Annotated in this window: 16 protein-coding genes; 10 read left to right on the forward strand and 6 right to left on the reverse strand. The window is 70.7% G+C overall.

The window, feature by feature from the left end:
• Window positions 1–42: 42 nt before the first annotated feature.
• The 4 genes from M3147_RS00510 to M3147_RS00525 are packed head-to-tail and all read right to left on the reverse strand — an operon-like array spanning window position 43 to window position 3,915.
• Complete coding sequence (locus M3147_RS00510) at window positions 43–816, reverse strand: ABC transporter ATP-binding protein (protein ID WP_251201584.1); 774 nt, start codon at window positions 814–816, stop codon at window positions 43–45.
• Window positions 803–1,717 (reverse strand): ABC transporter ATP-binding protein, encoded by a 915-nt coding sequence (locus tag M3147_RS00515; protein ID WP_251201585.1) that lies wholly within the window; start codon window positions 1,715–1,717, stop codon window positions 803–805. The genes M3147_RS00510 and M3147_RS00515 overlap by 14 nt, the downstream gene beginning before the upstream one ends.
• Window positions 1,707–2,687 carry a branched-chain amino acid ABC transporter permease gene (locus tag M3147_RS00520; protein ID WP_251202122.1) on the reverse strand — a complete coding sequence of 327 codons (981 nt, stop codon included), beginning with the start codon at window positions 2,685–2,687 and terminating at the stop codon, window positions 1,707–1,709. The genes M3147_RS00515 and M3147_RS00520 overlap by 11 nt, the downstream gene beginning before the upstream one ends.
• Window positions 2,688–2,700: 13 nt before the next feature.
• Entirely contained in the window at window positions 2,701–3,915 is a 1,215-nt protein-coding gene (locus M3147_RS00525; RefSeq protein ID WP_251201586.1) for a branched-chain amino acid ABC transporter permease, read from the reverse strand.
• A 414-nt stretch (window positions 3,916–4,329) separates the two neighbouring features.
• On the opposite strand from M3147_RS00525, the gene guaB reads away from it, so the two are divergent.
• A complete protein-coding gene (guaB, locus tag M3147_RS00530; protein WP_251201587.1) occupies window positions 4,330–5,832 on the forward strand; it encodes an IMP dehydrogenase in 1,503 nt (500 codons plus the stop codon).
• A 141-nt stretch (window positions 5,833–5,973) separates the two neighbouring features.
• On the opposite strand, the gene M3147_RS00535 is transcribed toward guaB, so the two are convergent.
• Window positions 5,974–7,125, reverse strand: coding sequence for a MalY/PatB family protein (locus M3147_RS00535; RefSeq protein WP_251201588.1), 1,152 nt, complete (start codon window positions 7,123–7,125; stop codon window positions 5,974–5,976).
• A 154-nt stretch (window positions 7,126–7,279) separates the two neighbouring features.
• Between M3147_RS00535 and M3147_RS00540 the strand changes: the two genes are divergently transcribed.
• From M3147_RS00540 to M3147_RS00580, 9 genes are all read left to right on the forward strand, one after another.
• Window positions 7,280–8,977, forward strand: coding sequence for an ABC-F family ATP-binding cassette domain-containing protein (locus M3147_RS00540; RefSeq protein WP_251201589.1), 1,698 nt, complete (start codon window positions 7,280–7,282; stop codon window positions 8,975–8,977).
• Window positions 8,978–8,999: 22 nt separating this feature from the next.
• Window positions 9,000–10,124, forward strand: a complete 1,125-nt coding sequence (locus M3147_RS00545) for a GuaB3 family IMP dehydrogenase-related protein (RefSeq protein ID WP_251201590.1) — start codon at window positions 9,000–9,002, stop codon at window positions 10,122–10,124.
• A 112-nt stretch (window positions 10,125–10,236) separates the two neighbouring features.
• Window positions 10,237–11,967, forward strand: a complete 1,731-nt coding sequence (locus tag M3147_RS00550; RefSeq protein WP_251201591.1) for a glycerol-3-phosphate dehydrogenase/oxidase — start codon at window positions 10,237–10,239, stop codon at window positions 11,965–11,967.
• Between the two features lie 46 nt (window positions 11,968–12,013).
• Complete coding sequence (locus M3147_RS00555) at window positions 12,014–12,811, forward strand: SURF1 family protein (RefSeq protein WP_251201592.1); 798 nt, start codon at window positions 12,014–12,016, stop codon at window positions 12,809–12,811.
• A gap of 9 nt (window positions 12,812–12,820) precedes the next feature.
• A complete protein-coding gene (locus M3147_RS00560) occupies window positions 12,821–13,297 on the forward strand; it encodes a DUF3817 domain-containing protein (RefSeq protein WP_251201593.1) in 477 nt (158 codons plus the stop codon).
• Complete coding sequence (gene guaA / locus M3147_RS00565; RefSeq protein ID WP_251201594.1) at window positions 13,294–14,871, forward strand: glutamine-hydrolyzing GMP synthase; 1,578 nt, start codon at window positions 13,294–13,296, stop codon at window positions 14,869–14,871. Before M3147_RS00560 ends, guaA begins: the two co-directional genes overlap by 4 nt.
• 109 nt (window positions 14,872–14,980) lie before the next feature.
• Entirely contained in the window at window positions 14,981–15,919 is a 939-nt protein-coding gene (locus tag M3147_RS00570) for an L-lactate dehydrogenase (RefSeq protein WP_251201595.1), read from the forward strand.
• Window positions 15,920–16,037: 118 nt separating this feature from the next.
• Window positions 16,038–16,469, forward strand: coding sequence for a YciI family protein (locus M3147_RS00575; protein WP_251201596.1), 432 nt, complete (start codon window positions 16,038–16,040; stop codon window positions 16,467–16,469).
• A 115-nt stretch (window positions 16,470–16,584) separates the two neighbouring features.
• A complete protein-coding gene (locus M3147_RS00580) occupies window positions 16,585–17,829 on the forward strand; it encodes an RNA polymerase sigma factor (RefSeq protein WP_251202123.1) in 1,245 nt (414 codons plus the stop codon).
• Window positions 17,830–17,910: 81 nt separating this feature from the next.
• Here M3147_RS00580 and M3147_RS00585 read toward each other — a convergent pair whose 3' ends face one another.
• Window positions 17,911–18,714: a Bax inhibitor-1/YccA family protein gene (locus tag M3147_RS00585; protein ID WP_251201597.1), complete on the reverse strand. Its 804-nt coding sequence runs from the start codon at window positions 18,712–18,714 to the stop codon at window positions 17,911–17,913.
• Between the last annotated feature and the right edge of the window lie 28 nt (window positions 18,715–18,742).

Genomic DNA, 18,742 nt, shown 5'->3' on the forward strand with positions numbered 1-18,742 from the left:
CCGAGGCATCCACCCGCCCTGGAACGGCGCTCAGGCGGCCGCTCAGTCGTCCTGACCGAGCGTGCCGAGGTAGAGGCCGATCACCTTCGGATCGTTCAGCAGCTCGCGACCAGTGCCCTCGTAGGCGTCACGGCCCTGGTCGAGCACGTAGCCGCGGTCGCAGATCTGCAGGCAGCGCCGGGCGTTCTGCTCGACCATGATCGTGGTCACGCCGGCGCGGTTGATCTCCTTCACCCGGAGGAACGCCTCGTCCTGCTTCACGGGGGAGAGGCCGGCGCTCGGCTCGTCGAGGAGCAGCACGTGCGGCCCCATCATGAGGGCGCGGCTCATCGCGACCATCTGCCGTTCGCCGCCCGAGAGCGACCCGGCGCGCTGGCCGAGGCGCTTGCCGATCTCTGGGAAGATCGCGGTCACGAACTCGAGGCGCTCCTTCAGGCCCTTCGGCTTCTGGTAGAGGCCCATCTCGAGGTTCTCCTGGATCGTGAGCGAGGGGAACACGTTGTTCGTCTGCGGCACGAAGCCGACGCCCTTCGCGACGAGCTTGTTCGCCTTCAGGTTCGTGATGTCCTCGCCGTTCAGCAGCACGGCGCCCTTGCGCACCTTGACCAGCCCGAAGATCGATTTCAGCAGCGTCGACTTGCCGGCGCCGTTCGGGCCGATGATGCCGATGAGCTCGCCCTGCCTGGCCACGAGCGAACACCCGTTCAGGATGTTCACCCCGGGCAGGTAGCCCGCAGTGACCTCGGCGACCTCGACGACGGTGTCGCCGGGGGGCTCGGTGACGGCGGTGGCGCCGACCGGTTCATTGTTCGTCATCGATGAGCTCCTTCACTGCCTCGACGTTCGACGTGTGCGCCGCGCCGAGGTCCGTGTCGTGGTGGGCGCCGAGGTAGGCGTCGATCACGGCCTGGTCCTGCATGACGGTGTGCGGGTCGCCCTCCGCCACGATCCGGCCCTCCGCCATCACGACGACCCAGTCCGCGATGTGCCGGACCATGTGCATGTCGTGCTCGACGAAGAGCACGGTCATGCCCTGGGTCTTCAGATCGAGGATGTGGTCGAGGAGGGACTGGGTGAGCGCGGGGTTCACCCCGGCCATCGGTTCGTCGAGCATGACGAGCGTCGGGTCGCTCATGAGCGCGCGCGCCATCTCGAGGAGCTTGCGCTGCCCGCCGGAGAGGCTCGCCGCGTAGTCGCTCTGCTTGGCGTCGAGCTTGAACCGGGTCAGCAGGTCGAGGGCCTTCGCCTCGATCTCGCGCTCCTGGTTGCGCCAGAGGAACGGCAGCAAGGAGCGGAACAGGTTCTCGCCCGTCTGGTCCTTGGCGCCGAGCTTCATGTTGTCGAGCACGCTCAAGAGGCCGAGCGACTTCGTCAGCTGGAAGGTGCGGATGAGTCCCATGCGCGCGACCCGGTAGGCCGGGACGTGCGCGAGCGACCTGCCGTCGAACTGCCAGGTGCCGGCGTCGGGCTTGTCGAAGCCGGTCAGCAGGTTGAAGAACGTGGTCTTGCCGGCGCCGTTCGGGCCGATGAGGGCCGTGATCGCGCCGCGCGGGATCTCGACGTGCTCGACGTCGACGGCCGTCAGGCCGCCGAAGGTGCGCTTCACGCCGTCGGCGACGAGGATCGGGTCGACCTTGCGGCAGCCCGGTTCGGCGTCGCCGACGTGGAGACCGGTCGACTTCGCCGGCTTGGACGTGGGAGTGGTCTCACTTGACAAAAGACATCTCCTTCTTGTTTCCGAGCAGCCCCTGTGGTCTGAAGATCACGAGGAGCATGATCGCGACGCCGACGAGGATGAACCGGAGCTGCCCCGCCTGCACCTCGGAGATCGGGAACCAGCCGGCCTCCACCGCCCGGGCGATGAAGCCCGAGAAGAAGGACAGCAGCACCCAGAACACCATCGACCCGAGCACCGGGCCGAGGATGGTCGCGGCGCCGCCGAGCAGCAGGATCGCCCAGATGAAGAACGTGAGCGAGGTCGCGTACGCGGACGGGATCACCGCGCGCGGCATGATGAAGATCATGCCGGCGAGGGTGCCGAAGACGCCACCGATGATGAGGCTCTGCATCTTGTACGAGTAGACGTTCTTGCCGAGGGCGCGCACGGCGTCCTCGTCCTCGCGGATGCCCTTGATGACGCGGCCCCAGGGGCTGCGCATGAGGAGCCAGGTGAAGAGCACCGCGAGGATCACGACGCTCCAGCCGACGATGATGTTCCACCAGTCGTTGGCGCTGAACATCCAGGGGCCGAACCCGGCCTTGCCCTCGAAGCTCAGCGGGTTCAGCGCGCGGAATCCGCCCTTGTACTCGCTCAGGCCGTTGGCCGAGCCCGTCACCGCGACGAAGGTGTTCGTCGTGAACAGGAGGCGGACGATCTCGGCCGCCGCGATCGTGACGATCGCGAGGTAGTCGGCCCGGAGCCGCAGGGTCGGGATGCCCAGGATGAGGGCGAAGACGACGGACGCCCCGATGCCCACGAGCACGGCGCCCCACACCGGGAACCCGAAGGTGAGCACCGAGATGGCGTAGCCGTAGGCGCCGATGGCCATGAACCCGGCCTGGCCGAAGTTCAGCAGGCCGGTGTAGCCGAAGTGCACCGCGAGGCCGAGCGCCGCGAGGGCGTAGGCAGCCGTGGTCGGGCTGATGAGCTCGACCGCCGCGTTCGAGAAGATGCTTCCCCAATCGATCATCGTCGGCCTCCTACCCGATCCGCTCTCGTCGGCCGAGGATGCCCTGCGGCCGGAAGAGGAGCACCAGAATCAGCACGACGAGCGCGCTGACGAACTTCATGTCGGAGGGCAGCCAGAGCGTCGAGAGCTCGACGAAGATGCCCACGATGAGCGAACCGATCAGGGCGCCGAACGCCGTGCCGAGACCGCCCAGGGTGACCGCGGCGAACACGAGCAGCAGGATCTGGAAGCCCATGTCCCAGCTGACGCCCGGTCGGTAGTACGCCCAGAGGATGCCGCTCAGGCCCGCGAGGCCGGCACCGAGCACCCACACGATCCGGATGACCCGGTCGACGTCGATGCCGCTCGTGGCGGCGAGGCTCGCGTTGTCCGCGACGGCGCGGGTCGCCTTGCCGATGCGCGTGCGCATCAGCAGGAACGCGACGCCGAGCAGGACCACGACGCTGACGCCCATGCTGACCATGTCGATCCAGGAGAGCGAGATCGGCCCGAGCTGGACGTCGGCGGGCGAGGCGCCCGGCAGCTGCCTCGTGGCTCCGCCGTAGAAGAACTGGTACGTGTACCGCATGGCGAGCGAGAGCCCGATGCTCACGATCATGAGCTGGATGACTCCGACCCCGCGTCTTCGCAATGGTTTCCAGATCACCCCGTCGAGCGACCAGCCGAGCCCGAGGCTCAGCAGCAGCGCGACGATGATCGCGATCCAGACGGGGAAGCCGAGGTCGCTCGAGAAGGTCAGCAGCATGAGCGCGCCGAAGGTGATCATCTCGGAGTGGGCGAAGTTGCTGAGCCCGGTGGTGCCGTAGATGAGCGAGAGCCCGATCGCGGCGAGGGCGAGCAGCAAGCCGAAGTTCACGCCGTTCGCCAGCCGGTTCAGCAGCTGGTCGAAGAACGAGGCGGTCTGCCTCGTGCCTTCGCCGAGGAAGAAGTTCACCGACTTCGTGTTGGTGAGCCCGAACTCCGCGGTGCGCGGGTTCTCTTCGTCCGCTGCGACGACGACGCCCTTCGGCAGGGTGTCCTCGTCGAGGGTCACCTCGTAGCTGGCCTTCTCGGGCACGCCGATGCGCCATTTGCCGTCGGCATCCGTCTCGGCGCTGGCTTTGAAGCCACCGCCCTCGACCGTGATCTCGACACCTTCAAGCGGTTCGTCCTCGTACTGCACATTCCCGAGGAAGAAGTACTCGTACTCTTCGGATCCTGTGCCCGTACTCCCAGCCTCCGCCATCGCAGGGGACGCTGCGATGCCGGACAGAGTGAGTGCGGACAGTAGGACTGCGAGGAGTACGAGCCATCTCCCTGGGGAATGCCGTCGGACTGTTCGCGTGGATTCCACTGCACCTCCAAGGGGTTCCGGAGGTCGTTCGGACCTCCGGGACCGGTCCTTTCCCGTCGACAACGTCGTTGACGGTACGTGCCGATTATGTCTCAGGTGTTTCGTCTGCGACACACACGGCCCTCGATTGTTATCCGAGCGACAGCTCCGGCGCAACGTTCGTGCATGGCGCGGCCCGAATACGCAGCGATGGTGGGAATTCGACGACCCCGTCGTCGCTTAACATTGATGCACCGGATCGCGTGCACCACGCGCGGGCGGCATCGATCCAGGCGGCGAAACCAGCGGCGGCAGCGAAGGGCAGACATGGACAGGAACGATCCGTTCGGATTCACGGGACTCACGTACGACGACGTGCTGCTGCTGCCGGGGCACACCGACGTCATCCCGAGCGAGGCCGACACGACCTCGCGCCTCACCCGACGGATCAGCGTGGCCACGCCGCTGCTGTCCGCCGCGATGGACACCGTCACCGAGAGCCGCATGGCGATCGCGATGGCGCGCCAGGGTGGCATCGGCATCCTGCATCGGAACCTCTCCATCCAGGACCAGGCCGAGATGGTCGACCGCGTGAAGCGCAGCGAGTCCGGCATGGTCACGAACCCCGTGACGACCACCCCCGACGCCTCCGTCGCCGACGTCGACGCGCTCTGCGGCACGTATCGCGTGAGCGGTCTGCCCGTGGTCGACGAGGCGGGCAAGCTCGTCGGCATCGTCACGAACCGCGACATGCGATTCGTCTCCGACTTCGAGAAGCCGACGACCACCGTCTCAGAGGTGATGACGCGGATGCCGCTCATCACCGGCCACGTCGGCATGAACCCCGACGAGGCGCTCGCGATCTTCGCCGAGCACAAGATCGAGAAGCTGCCGCTGATCGACGACGAGGGACGGCTCACCGGCCTGATCACCGTCAAGGACTTCGACAAGAGCGAGCAGTACCCCAACGCGACGAAGGACGCCGAAGGGCGCCTCCGCGTCGGCGCGGCGATGGGCTTCTTCGGCGACGCCTGGGAGCGCGCGGAGGCGCTGCGCGACGCCGGCGTCGACGTGCTCGTCGTCGACACCGCGAACGGCGAGTCCGCCGGCGTGCTCGACATCATCCGTCGGCTGAAGGCCGATCCCACGTTCGCCGGCATCGACATCATCGGCGGCAACGTCGCGACCTACGAGGGCGCGAAGGCGCTCGTCGAGGCCGGCGCCGACGCCGTCAAGGTCGGCGTGGGCCCGGGCTCCATCTGCACCACTCGCGTCGTCGCCGGCGTCGGCGTGCCCCAGATCACAGCCGTCTACGAAGCCTCGAAGGCGACGATGCCGGCCGGGGTGCCGCTCATCGCCGACGGCGGGCTGCAGTACTCGGGCGACATCGCGAAGGCGCTCGTCGCCGGCGCCGACACGGTCATGCTCGGCTCGCTGCTCGCCGGCACCGCCGAGAGCCCGGGCGAGCTCGTCTTCCAGAACGGCAAGCAGTTCAAGACCTACCGCGGCATGGGCTCGCTCGGCGCGCTGCAGACCCGCGGCAAGAAGACCTCGTACTCGAAGGACCGCTACTTCCAGGCCGACGTGCCGAGCGACGACAAGCTGATCCCCGAGGGCATCGAGGGGCAGGTGCCGTACCGCGGCCCGCTGTCCGCCGTCGCGTACCAGCTCATCGGCGGGCTCCGTCAGTCGATGTTCTACGTCGGCGCGCGCACGATCGAGGAGCTGAAGACCAAGGGCCGCTTCGTGCGCATCACGCCGGCCGGGCTCAAGGAGTCGCACCCGCACGACGTGCAGATCGTCGTGGAGGCGCCGAACTACACGCGCTGAGGGTCAGCGCGGCGCGGCGGAGCCGCGACGCGCTTCCCTCAGCAAGCGGCAGCAGGAGCGCTCGCGGCGCGCCAGCGCCGCGAAGCGTGCCGCGGCAGATCGCCGACGCGAGCGGTACGGGCCCGTCCGGCCCGCCCCGCCCTACCGCGCGTCCGCCAGCCGGGTGATCGCTTCGGCGAGCACCTCGGGCGTGCACGCGAAGTTCAGCCGCACGTGCCCGCGGCCCGCGGTCGCGCCGAACTCCGGCCCGACGCCGAGGGCGACCTTCGCGTGCTCGAGCGCGTACGCGGCGGGGTCGTCGCCCCAGCCGAGCGCGCTGAAGTCGAGCCAGGCGAGGTAGCTCGCCTGCGGCATCCGATAGCGCACCTCGGGCAGCTCGTCGGCGAGGAGCTCGGCGAGCAGCCGCCGGTTGTCGTCGAGGCTCGCGAGCACGCCGTCGAGCCAGAAGCCGCCCTCGCGGAACGCCGCGACGCTCGCGATGGAGCCGAACTGGCTCATCCGCCACTCGACCTCGTACGGCATGCCGCGGCGCACGGCGTCGCCGCGCTCGGAGGCGGTCACGATCATCGCGGCCTTCAGCCCCGCGAGGTTGAACGCCTTCGTGCCCGCGGTGACGGCCACGCCGAACTCGCGGGCGGCGTCCGAGACGGTGAGGAAGGGCGTGTAGACCGAGTCCGGCTGCGAGAGCGGCCCGTGCACCTCGTCGGAGACGACCGCGGCGCCGTGCCGGGCGGCGATCTCGGCGAGCGCGGCGAGCTCCTCGCGGCTCGGCACGAGGCCGATCGGGTTGTGCGGGTTGCAGAGCAGCATGGCCTTCGCCCCGGCGGCGAAGGCACGCTCGATGCCGTCGAGGTCGAGCGCCCAGCCCTCGTCGATGCCGCCCGTCATGGGCACCTCGACGACCGTGGCCGAGGCCTCGGTCACGATGTCGAAGAACGGCGGGTAGATCGGCGGGGTGACGACGACGCCGTCGCCGGGGCTCGTGACCTGGCGGAGCACCTCGACGAGGCCCATCGCGACGTCGCCCGTACTCATCACCCGGGCCGGGTCGACCTCCCAGCCGAAGCGCTCGAGCGCGAACGGGGCGAAGGCCTCGGCGATCGGCCCGCTGCCGGCCGCGTAGCCGGTGTCGGAGCGATCGACCGCCGCGTGCAGCGCCGCCGCGACCGGCTCGGCGAGCGGGTAGTCCATCTCGGCGACCGGCAGCGGCAGGACGTCGGCGGGGTAGAGCCGCCACTTGGCGCTCGTGCGGGTGCGGAGGACGTCGAGGGGCTGAGCGGCGATCCGATGCATGGCTCCAGCTTGCCGCAGACGGCCGGGCGGGGCATCCCTCCGCCGTGATCCCGTTTGCCGATCGAGTCGTCGCTCGCTAGTCTGATCGGCTGCCCACGAGGCGGCGCGGCCCCGGAGCGTCCGGCGCGGCCGCCCTGCGAACGGATGTCTCGACATGGGATTCATCGACGTCAACGGCGTCTCCTACTCGCTGCCCGACGGGCGGCCCCTCCTCGCCGACCTCGCCTTCCGCGTCACGGAGGGCCGCACGACGGCGCTCATCGGTGCGAACGGGGCGGGCAAGTCCACGCTGCTGCGGATCGTCCGCGGCGAGCTCGCCGCCGACGAGGGCAGCGTGCGGGTCGAGGGCGGGCTGGGCGTCATGGACCAGTTCATCGGCAGCGGACGCACCGCAGAAGGCGCGCCGGAGACGGTCGCCGGGCTCCTCGTCTCGGTCGCGCCCGAGCGTGTCCGCCGGGCCGCGCTCGAGCTCGAGGCGGCCGAGAACGCCCTGATCGAGCAGGAGGACACCGCCGCGCAGATGCGGTACGCCTCGGCGCTCGCCGAGTATGCGGAAGCGGGCGGCTACGAGCAGGAGGTCGTCTGGGACCACTGCACCGAGGCCGCGCTCGGAACGCCCTTCGAGCGCGCCCGCTGGCGCGAGCTCGCGACGCTCTCGGGCGGCGAGCAGAAGCGGCTCGCCCTCGAGGCGCTGCTCCGCGGCCCCGAGCAGGTGCTGCTCCTCGACGAGCCCGACAACTCCCTCGACGTCCCGGGCAAGCGGTGGCTCGAGGACCGGCTCCGGGAGACCCAGAAGACGGTCTCCCTCGTCTCCCACGACCGGGAGCTGCTCGCCCGGGCCGCCGACCGGATCGTCACGATCGAGCTCGGCGGCGGAAACACCGCCTGGGTGCACGGCGGCGGGTTCGAGGGCTACCACGAGGCCCGTGAGGCCCGCTTCGAGCGCCTCGACGAGCTGCGCCGACGCTGGGACGAGCAGCACGCCGCGCTGAAGCAGCTCGTGACGACGCTCAAGGTGAAGGCGACCTACAACGACGGCATGGCCTCCAGGTACCAGGCGGCGGTCACCCGCCTCCGCAAGTTCGAGGAGGCGGGGCCGCCCGAGGAGCGCCCGCCGGCGCGCGAGGTCGACATGCGGCTGCGCGGGGCCCGCACCGGCAAGCGCGCGCTCGTGTGCGAGGGGCTCGAGCTCACGGGTCTGATGCGGCCGTTCGACCTCGAGGTCTGGTACGGCGACCGGGTCGCCGTGCTCGGGTCGAACGGTTCGGGCAAGTCGCACTTCCTGCGGCTGCTCGCGGGCGGCGGCAGCGATCCCGACCCGATGCAGGGGCACCTCACCGAGGCGACGGCGGGCCTCGCCCGGGTGCCGCACGCCGGCCGTGCCGGGCTCGGCGCGCGGGTCGTGCCCGGGTGGTTCGCGCAGAATCACGAGCACCCCGAGTTCACGGGTCGCACCTTGCTCGAGATCCTGTTCCGCGGCGACGCCGAGCGGCCGGGCCTCGCCCGCGAGCAGGCGAGCTCGGCGCTCGACCGCTACGGCCTCGCCCGCGAGGCGCAGCAGCGCTTCGGGCACCTGTCCGGCGGGCAGCAGGCCCGCCTGCAGATCCTCCTGCTCGAGCTGTCGGGGGCCACGATGCTGCTCCTCGACGAACCGACCGACAACCTCGACCTCGTCTCGGCCGAGGCGCTCGAGGACGCCCTCTCCCGCTTCGACGGCACGGTGCTCGCGGTGACGCACGACCGCTGGTTCGCGCGCGGCTTCGATCGCTTCCTGGTCTTCCGCGAGGACGGCGAGGTCGCCGAGACGGATGCCCCGGTCTGGGACGAGCGCCGCGTGGTGCGCGCCCGTTGAGCCGCCCCGGTAGGCTGGGAAGGTGAGCCAGGAGATCGAGATCGGCCGTTCCAAGCGGGGCCGCCGTGTCTACGCGTTCGACGACATCGCCATCGTGCCGAGCCGGCGCACGCGCGACCCGGAGGACGTCTCCGTGGCCTGGTCGATCGATGCCTACCAGTTCGACCTGCCGTTCCTCGCAGCGCCCATGGACTCCGTGGTGTCGCCGAAGACGGCCATCATGATGGGCAAGCTCGGCGGGCTCGGCGTGCTCGACCTCGAGGGCCTGTGGACCCGCTACGAGAACCCCGAGCCGGTGCTCGCCGAGATCCGCAGCCTCCCGGCCGACAAGGCCACCGCGCGCATGCAGGAGCTGTATGCCGCACCGATCCAGCCTGCGCTCGTCCGCGAGCGCCTCGCCGAGATCCGCGCGGCCGGCGTCACCGTCGCCGGTGCGCTCTCCCCGCAGCGCACCGCCGAGCTGCACTCGACCGTGGTCGAGGCCGGGGTCGACCTGTTCGTCATCCGCGGTACGACCGTCTCGGCCGAGCACGTGTCGAAGAACGTCGAGCCGCTGAACCTGAAGAAGTTCATCTACGAGCTCGACGTGCCCGTCATCGTCGGCGGTGCGGCCACCTACACGGCTGCCCTGCACCTCATGCGCACGGGCGCCGCGGGTGTGCTCGTCGGCTTCGGTGGCGGCGCCGCCTCGACGACGCGCGCGTCGCTCGGCATCCACGCGCCGATGGCGACCGCGGTGGCCGACGTCGCGGGCGCACGCCGCGACTACCTCGACGAGTCCGGCGGCCGCTACGTGCACGTCATCGCCGACGGCGGCGTCGGGGCATCCGGCGACATCGTGAAGGCGATCGCGTGCGGCGCCGACGCGGTCATGCTGGGCGCCGCGCTCGCACGGGCGACCGACGCGCCGGGCGGCGGCTGGCACTGGGGCGCCGAGGCGCACCACCCGAAGCTGCCCCGCGGCAAGCGCGTGCAGGTCGGCCAGGTGGCCCCGCTGGAAGAGATCCTCTACGGACCGGCGCCGAACGCCGAGGGCACCGCGAACCTCGTCGGTTCGCTCCGCAAGTCGATGGCGACGACCGGCTACTCCGACCTGAAGGAGTTCCAGCGCGTCGAGGTCGTCGTCGCGCCCTACCAGGGCGCCTGAGCCAAGGCGCCTGCGCCGGGCCGGTCGAACCGAGTCGCGATCGCCGGACCTGCCGCCCGAGTTGTCGGGTAGCGTGGAACCAGCGCGGTATACGACGTCTGGGGAGGCGACGATGGCGAAGCTCAAGTCGGTGGCACGGTCGGACAAGCTCGGCCCTGAGGAGCGTGCGGCGGCGATCGCGCGGCTGAAAGAGAAGGAGCTCGACGTCCTCGTCGTCGGCGGCGGCATCGTCGGCACCGGGTCCGCGCTCGACGCGGTCACCCGCGGGCTCTCGACCGGGCTGCTGGAAGCGCGCGACTGGGCGAGCGGCACCTCGAGCCGCTCCTCGAAGCTCGTGCACGGCGGCATCCGCTACCTCGAGCAGCTCGACTTCCGGCTGGTGCGCGAGGCGCTCATCGAGCGGGGCCTCCTGCTGCAGCGCATCGCGCCGCACCTCGTGAAGCCGGTGCGTTTCCTCTACCCGCTGAAGAAGCGGGTGTTCGAGCGCTTCTACGTCGGCGCCGGCATGATGCTCTACGACATCTTCAGCTACACGGGCGGCCGGCCCCCCGGCGTCCCGCACCACCGGCACCTGTCGAAGCGGCAGGTCATGCGGGCCATCCCCTCGCTCTCGAAGGACGCCCTCGTCGGCGGCCTCACCTACTACGACGCGCAGGTCGACGACGCCCGCTACGTGGCCTCGCTCGCCCGCACCGCGAGCTTCTACGGCGCCCACGTCGCGAGCCGGGTCAACGTCGAAGGCTTCCTGAAGGTCGGCGAGCGGGTCGTCGGCGTGAAGGCGCACGACCTTGAGACCGACGAGCACTTCGAGATCCGCGCCAAGCAGGTCGTGAACGCCACCGGCGTGTGGACCGACGACACCCAGCGCATGGTGGGGGAGCGGGGCACGTTCAAGGTGCGCGCCTCGAAGGGCATCCACCTCGTGGTGCCGCGCGACCGCATCCAGTCGGCGATGGGCATGATCTTCCGCACCGAGAAGAGCGTGCTGTTCGTCATCCCCTGGGGGCGGCACTGGCTGATCGGCACCACCGACACCGACTGGAACCTCGACAAGGCGCACCCCGCAGCGACCGCGGCCGACATCGACTACCTGCTCGAGCACGTGAACGCCGTGCTCGGAGTGCCGCTCACCCGGGAAGACGTGGAGGGCGTGTACGCCGGGCTCCGCCCGCTCCTCGCGGGCGAGAGCGACCAGACCTCGAAGCTCTCCCGCGAGCACCTCGTCGCGCACACCGTGCCCGGCCTCGTCGTCATCGCGGGCGGCAAGTGGACCACGTACCGGGTGATGGCGAAGGACGCGATCGACGCGGCCGTCGACGCGCTCGACGGCAAGATCCCGCCGTCGACGACGCAGGACATCGCGCTGCTCGGCGCCGAGGGTTACCAGGCGGCGTGGAACAAACGCGGCAAGATCGCCCGCGCGTTCGGGGTGCACAAGGTGCGCATCGAGCACCTGCTGAACCGCTACGGCACGATGACCGACGACCTGCTCGACCTCATCCGCAACGACCCCTCGCTCGGCGAGCCCCTGCCGGGCGCCGACGACTACCTCGCAGCCGAGGTCGTGTACGCGGCCTCGCACGAGGGCGCCCTGCACCTCGACGACGTGCTCGCGCGGCGCACCCGGATCTCGATCGAGGCGTGGGACCGCGGCGTGTCCGCAGCTCCGGTCGCGGCGAAGCTCATGGGCGGCGTGCTCGGCTGGGACGAGGCGCGCGAGACGCTCGAGGTCGAGCGCTACCTGCAGCGGGTCGAGGCGGAGCGCGCCTCGCAGGAGCAGCCCGACGACGAGTCGGCCGATCGGGTCCGCCTGGAGGCGCCCGACATCGTCCGCGTCGACTGAGCGGTCCCACCTCCTCCTCAGCCACGGCCGGGTAGGCTCGGTGATCGTGTCCGCTGACTCACGCCGCGCCGTGCTGCGCATGATGGTGCGCCCGCGGTGGCTCCTCGCCCTGCTCCTCGCCCTCGGCATCGCTGCCGCCTTCGCCCTGCTCGGTCAGTGGCAGGTCGAGCGGGCCGTCGAGCAGGCGACGGTCGAGGTGCGGCCGACCGAGGAGGTGCAGCCCTTCGCCGGGGTCGCCGTCCCCGACGAGCCCACCGAGCAGCGCGCGACCGGCCAGATGGTCGAGGTCACCGGCCGCTTCGTGCCGGGCGATACCGTGCTCGTCGACGGGCGCCTGAACAACGGGGTCATCGGCACCTGGGTCGTCGCGCACCTCGAGGTCACCGACGGTGCGCCGGGCGGACTGCCCGTCGCCCTCGGCTGGGCGCCGGACCGTCGCACCGCCGAGCGTGCGCTCGCCGAGTTCGAGCAGGGCCTCGACGAGCAGGACACCACGGTGGTCGGCCGCTTCCTGCCGAGCGAGGCGCCGATCGCCCCCGACGAAGACGCCGACCCCTTCGAGATGAAGACCGTCGCCGTCGCGCAGCTCGTGAACCTGTGGGCCGACTTCGACGACCGGCCTGCGTACTTCGGCTACGTCACGGCGAAGGATGCCGCGCCCGGACTCGAGGCGATCCACTCGCCGCCGCCAGAGCAGTCGGTCGAGCTGAACTGGCTGAACGTCTTCTACGCCGCCGAATGGGCCGTCTTCGCGGGCTTCGCGATCTACCTCTGGTACCGCCTCGTGCGCGACGCCGTCGAGCGCGAACGCGACGAGGCGGAGGCGCTCAGCCAGTCCGCGTAGACTGGGGGCATGCCCCTCGAGCCCAAACTCGCCGATCTGCCGCGCATCCGCGGGGCGCTGAAGTTCTACCAGGTGGCGTCGGTCATCACGGGCGTGATGCTGCTGCTGCTCTGCGCCGAGATGCTGCTGAAGTACGTCTGGCACTTCGAGCTCTACGCCTTCGGCCCGAACGGCGTGCTCAGTTTCGAGCCCATGCTCGAGACGGCGAAGGGCCTCGAGTCGACCGGCTCCGGCGTGAACCTCTCCACCGGCATCCTGATCGCGCACGGCTGGTTCTACGTCGTGTACCTCTTCAGCGACTTCCGCCTCTGGAGCCTCATGCGCTGGCCGTTCACGCGGTTCATCCTCATCGCGCTCGGCGGCATCGTGCCGTTCCTCTCCTTCTTCCTCGAGGCCAAGATCGGCCGCGAGGTGCGCAGCACCCTCGACCGCCGCGAGGCCGAGGCCGCCGATTCCGACAACCAGCCCGTGGAGGCCGCCCAGTGAGCGAGACCGAACAGCGTCCCGTCCTCGTCGTCGACTTCGGCGCCCAGTACGCGCAGCTCATCGCGCGTCGGGTGCGCGAGGCATCCGTGTACTCCGAGATCGTGCCGCACACGGTCACGGCCGAGGAGGTGCGTGCGAAGAACCCGATCGGCATCGTGCTCTCGGGCGGACCGAGCTCGGTGTACGAGCAGGGCGCCCCGCAGCTCGACCCCGAGGTGCTCGAGCTCGGGGTGCCGACGCTCGGCATCTGCTATGGGTTCCAGGTCATGGCTCAGCACTTCGGCGGCGAGGTCGCGCAGACGGGGCAGCGCGAGTACGGCGCGACGCACGCGAACGTGGTGGATGCCGACGGCAACGCGCTGCTCGTCGACCAGCCCGCCGGGCAGACCGTGTGGATGAGCCACGGCGACTCGGTCGCCCGCGCCCCCGAGGGCTTCGAGGTGCTCGCCTCGACGGAGTCCACGCCGGTGGCCGCCTTCGCGAACGACGAGCGCAAGCTCTACGGCGTGCAGTGGCACCCCGAGGTGAAGCACACGCCGTTCGGTCAGGGCATCATCGAGAACTTCCTGCACCGCGCCGCCGGGATCCCCGCCGACTGGAACTCGGGCAACGTCATCGCCGAGCAGGTCGCGCGCATCCGCGAGCAGGTCGGCGATGCACGGGTCATCTCGGCGCTCTCCGGGGGCGTCGACTCGGCCGTGTCCACCGCGCTCGTGCAGCGCGCCGTGGGCGAGCAGCTCACCGCCGTGTTCGTCGACCACGGGCTCCTCCGCAAGGGCGAGCGCGAGCAGGTGCAGCAGGACTACGTGGCCGCGACCGGGGTGCGCCTCGTCACCGTCGACGCGGCCGACGTCTTCCTCGACGCGCTCGCCGGGGTCACCGACCCGGAAGAGAAGCGCAAGATCATCGGCCGCGAGTTCATCCGCGCCTTCGAGGCGGCCGAGCGCGACCTCCTCGCCGAGGCCGCGGCCGACGGCACGCCGATCAAGTTCCTCGTGCAGGGCACGCTCTACCCCGACGTGGTCGAGTCGGGCGGCGGCGCTGGCACGGCGAACATCAAGAGCCACCACAACGTCGGCGGCCTGCCCGAAGACCTGCAGTTCGAGCTCGTGGAGCCGCTCCGCACCCTCTTCAAGGACGAGGTGCGCGCCATCGGCCGCGAGCTCGGCCTGCCCGAGGCGATCGTCGGTCGGCAGCCGTTTCCGGGGCCCGGCCTCGGCATCCGCATCGTGGGCGAGGTCACCCGTGATCGTCTCGATCTGCTCCGCGAGGCCGATGCTATCGCGCGCGAGGAGCTGAGCCGCGCCGGTCTCGACCAGGAGATCTGGCAGTGCCCCGTCGTGCTGCTCGCCGACGTGCGCTCGGTCGGCGTCCAGGGCGACGGTCGCACCTACGGGCACCCGATCGTGCTGCGCCCCGTCTCGAGCGAGGACGCGATGACCGCCGACTGGACCCGCCTGCCCTACGACGTGCTCGCGAAGATCTCGAACCGCATCACCAACGAGGTGCGCGAGGTGAACCGCGTCGTGCTCGACGTCACCTCGAAGCCGCCGGGCACCATCGAGTGGGAGTGAGCCGGGGCGACCCGGCATCCGGAGGGCGCGGTCGGCAGACCGCGCCCTCCGTCGTGCTGGGGGCGCATCCGCTCTGGTCGTGCCGGGCGTGCCCGGGCAGGATGGACGCATGGGCAGCTCGCGCACCAAACTGACCGTCGTCGGCGCCGGCAGCGTCGGGGTGAGCCTCGCGTACGCCGCGCTCATCCGGGAGAGTGCGGCCGAGGTGGCGCTCTACGACATCGCCGCCGAGAAGGTCGAGGCCGAGGTGCTCGACCTCGCCCACGGCACGCAGTTCACCGGTTCGGCGGTCTCCGGCGGCGCGGACCCCGCCGTCGTCGAGGGCAGCGACGTCGTGGTCGTGACGGCCGGAGCGAAACAGCAGCCCGGGCAATCGCGGCTGGAGCTCGCCGCGACGAACGCCCGTATCCTCGAACAGCTCATGCCGACCCTGCTCGAGCGCGCACCGGAGGCGGTGTTCGTGATCGTGACGAACCCGGCCGATGTGATGACGGTCGTCGCCCAGCGGGTCACCGGGCTGCCGGCCGAGCGGGTGTTCGGCTCGGGCACGGTGCTCGACACCTCGCGCCTGCGCTGGCGGCTCGCCGAGCGCGCGGGCGTCGGCACGGCCAGCGTGCACGCCGACATCGTGGGCGAGCACGGCGACACCGAGTTCCCGCTCTGGTCGAACGCCCGCATCGGGCCGGTGCCGATCCTCGACTGGCGCGGCGGGGAGGCCTTCACGACCGAGGAGCTGGATCGCATCGCCCACGAGGTCCGCGACGCGGCCTACACGGTCATCCGAGGCAAGGGCGCCACGAACCTCGCGATCGGGCTCAGCGGCGCGCGCATCGTCGAGGCGGTGCTCCGCGACGAGCACGCCGTGCTGCCGGTGTCGACCGTGCTCGACGGGGTCCGGGGCATCCGCGGGGTCGCGCTCTCGCTGCCGTCGGTGGTCGCAGCGCACGGCGCCCGGGTCGTCGCCGAGACGCCGATGTCGTTCGACGAGGAGGCACGTCTGCTCGCCTCCTCCGACGCCATCCGGGCCGCCGTCGCGACACTCGGGTGACCCGCCGAACGAATTCCGAAGTTTTTTGCGACCCGTGTCGATCGGCGCGCTTCCCGTTCGACGTGATGAGTGAGAGGGTCGGAACCGACCCCGATCGATCCGAACAGGAGACGGAATCATGACCAAGTACATGCTGATCATGCGAGCTGACGAGCGCGGCGTCGCCGCCTACGGGGAGATGGACTTCACCGAGGTCATCGCCGCGATGGGGCGCTACAACGAGTCCATGATGAAGGCCGGCGTGCTGCTCGCGGGCGAGGGGCTGTCGGACGCGAGCGAGGGCTTCGTCGTCGACTTCTCCGGCGAGACGCCGCTCGTCACCGACGGCCCCTACGGCGAGATCAAGGAGCTGTTCAACGGCTTCTGGATCATCGAGGTGGGTTCCAAGGCCGAGGCCGCCGAGTGGGCGAGCCGGGCGCCGCTCGGTCCGGGGGCGTTCCTCGAGGTGCGCCGGGTGACCGACGCCTCGGACTTCCCCGCCGACAACGAGTGGGTGCAGAAGGAGGAAGGCTGGCGCGAGGAGCAGGCCCAGCGGGCCGCGCAGGCCTGAGCCCGCTGGCCGCGTGAGCGACGGACCCGGGCGGCGCCGCATCGACGAGGAGTCGGTGCGGCGCTCCCGCGCGCGCGGCGAGGCATCCGCCCGTGGCCCGGCAGCCGACTCGGCCATGGTCGCCGAGCGCGTCGCCGCGGTCTGGCGCATCGAGGCGCCCCGCATCGTCGGCGCGCTCACCCGCTTCGTCGGCGACTTCGCGCTCGCCGAGGACCTGGCCCAGGAGGCGCTCGCCGAGGCGCTCGAGCAGTGGCCCGCGCAGGGCGTCCCACGGAATCCGGGCGCCTGGCTCACCGCCGTCGCGAAGCGCCGCGCGATCGACGGCTGGCGGCGGCGGGAACGCTACGACGAGCGGATGGCCGCGATCGCCCACGATCTCGAGGCGGAACGGGCCGCCGAGGCGGAGCAGCCGCCGTACGACCCCGACCGCATCGACGACGACGTCCTCCGGCTCGTGTTCGTCGCCTGCCATCCAGTGCTGAGTCGTGAGGCGCGCGTCGCGCTCACCCTCCGCGTCGTCGGCGGCCTCACGAGCGAGGAGGTCGCGCGGATGTTCCTCGTGCCGGTCTCCACGGTGCAGCAGCGCGTCGTGCGGGCGAAGAAGACGCTCGCCGACGCGGGCGTCGCGTTCGAGGTGCCGCCGCGCACGGAACTGCCGACGCGGCTCGATGCCGTGCTCGGCGTGCTGTACCTGATCTTCACGGAGGGGCACGCGGCGAGCGGCGGCGAGGACTGGATGCGCCCCGAGCTCAGCCGGGAGGCGCTCCGTCTCGCGCGCATCGTCGCCGCCCTGCTCCCGGGCGAGCCGGAGGCGCAGGGGCTCGTCGCGCTCATGGAGCTCACCGCGGCGCGATTCCCCGCGCGGACGGATGCCGAGGGGGCCCCGGTGCTCCTCGCCGATCAGGACCGCTCCCGGTGGGAGCGCGGGGCGATCGGCCGGGGTCGGGCCGCACTGGAACGCGCCGACGCGATCGGTCGGGGGCGCGGCCCGTACGCGCTCCAGGCGGCGATCGCCCTCGAGCACGACCGGGCCGCTTCGGTCGAGGAGACCGACTGGGACGCGATCGTCGCCGTCTACGACGCGCTCGCGGAGCTCTCGGGGTCACCGCTCGTCGCGTTGAACCGAGCGGTCGCCGTGTCGATGGCGGATGGCCCGGAGCCGGCCCTCGTCATCGTCGACGGGCTCGCCGGCGAGCCGCGGTTGGCGCTGTCCCATCTGTTGCCGAGCGTGCGCGGCGAGCTGCTCGCGCGGCTCGGCCGCCACGAGGAGGCCCGCGTCGAGTTCGAGCTCGCGGCCGAGCGCACGCAGAACGCCCGGGAACGCGCGGTACTGCTCGCCAAGGCGAGTCGGCGGAGCTGAGCGGAGCGGCGCACCGTCGCCCGGAACGACGAACGGGCCGCCCGAAGGCGACCCGTTCGTGCAGTCGAACTGCTGCTGCGACTAGTCTCGCGCGATCGCGATGAAACGCAGGATCTCGAGGTAGAGCCAGATGACGGTGACCATGATGCCGAAGGCACCGGACCAGCCGTACTTCTTCGGGGCACGGTTGCGCACGCCCTGCTGAATGGCGTCGAAGTCGAGCACGAGCGAGTAGGCGGCCATCAGGATGACGAGCACGCCGATGACGAGGCCGAGCGGGATGCCCATGATCTCGACGCCGCGGAGGCCCCACGGGTCGCTGTTGACGCCGGTCCACATGAGGATCATGTTGACGAGCGAGAAGACGAGATAGCCGACCATGGCGATGAGGAAGACCTTGGTGGCCTTCTTCGAGGCGCGCACCTTGCCGCTCGCGAACAGGGCGAGCGTCACGCCGAAGACGGCGAGGGTGCCGAGCACGGCCTGGGCGATGATGCCCGAGTACTGGGTCTCGTAGATCAGCGAGATGCCGCCGACGAAGAGCCCCTGCGCGGCCGCGTAGGCGAGGATCAGCGCGGGCGAGGGCTCGCGCTTGAAGATGTTGACCATCGCGAGCACGAAGCCGACGATGGCGCCGACCCAGAACACCCACGGCATGGTCGGGGTGAGGGCGAAGCCCGCGGCGGCGCCGACGAGCAGCACACCGAACGAGGCGACGGTCTTCGAGATGGTGTTCTCGACCGTCATGACCTCGTTGTCGGGCAGCGTGGTCGGGCGGTCGTACATCTCCTGCAGCTGCTGGGCCGACACGTCCTGCGCTGCGGCCACCGCCCCCTGCTGGGAGAATGCGGGGTTCCGCGAGAAGGCGGGATTGTCGAGTGCCATGAACGGTTCCTCTGCTTTCGGCGTTCGT

It is taken from the genome of Agromyces mediolanus, from assembly GCF_023715325.1.
Taxonomy (GTDB): domain Bacteria; phylum Actinomycetota; class Actinomycetes; order Actinomycetales; family Microbacteriaceae; genus Agromyces; species Agromyces mediolanus_A.

Excerpts from the sequence above, each read along its gene's own strand:
- M3147_RS00575 (WP_251201596.1), top strand. The coding sequence starts at position 16,038 with ATGACCAAGTACATGCTGATCATGCGAGCTGACGAGCGCGGCGTCGCC.
- M3147_RS00550 (WP_251201591.1), top strand. The coding sequence starts at position 10,237 with ATGGCGAAGCTCAAGTCGGTGGCACGGTCGGACAAGCTCGGCCCTGAG.
- M3147_RS00570 (WP_251201595.1), top strand. The coding sequence starts at position 14,981 with ATGGGCAGCTCGCGCACCAAACTGACCGTCGTCGGCGCCGGCAGCGTC.
- M3147_RS00580 (WP_251202123.1), top strand. The coding sequence starts at position 16,585 with ATGGTCGCCGAGCGCGTCGCCGCGGTCTGGCGCATCGAGGCGCCCCGC.
- M3147_RS00535 (WP_251201588.1), bottom strand. The coding sequence starts at position 7,125 with ATGCATCGGATCGCCGCTCAGCCCCTCGACGTCCTCCGCACCCGCACG.
- M3147_RS00560 (WP_251201593.1), top strand. The coding sequence starts at position 12,821 with ATGCCCCTCGAGCCCAAACTCGCCGATCTGCCGCGCATCCGCGGGGCG.
- M3147_RS00510 (WP_251201584.1), bottom strand. The coding sequence starts at position 816 with ATGACGAACAATGAACCGGTCGGCGCCACCGCCGTCACCGAGCCCCCC.
- M3147_RS00585 (WP_251201597.1), bottom strand. The coding sequence starts at position 18,714 with ATGGCACTCGACAATCCCGCCTTCTCGCGGAACCCCGCATTCTCCCAG.
- M3147_RS00540 (WP_251201589.1), top strand. The coding sequence starts at position 7,280 with ATGGGATTCATCGACGTCAACGGCGTCTCCTACTCGCTGCCCGACGGG.
- M3147_RS00525 (WP_251201586.1), bottom strand. The coding sequence starts at position 3,915 with ATGGCGGAGGCTGGGAGTACGGGCACAGGATCCGAAGAGTACGAGTAC.
- guaB (WP_251201587.1), top strand. The coding sequence starts at position 4,330 with ATGGACAGGAACGATCCGTTCGGATTCACGGGACTCACGTACGACGAC.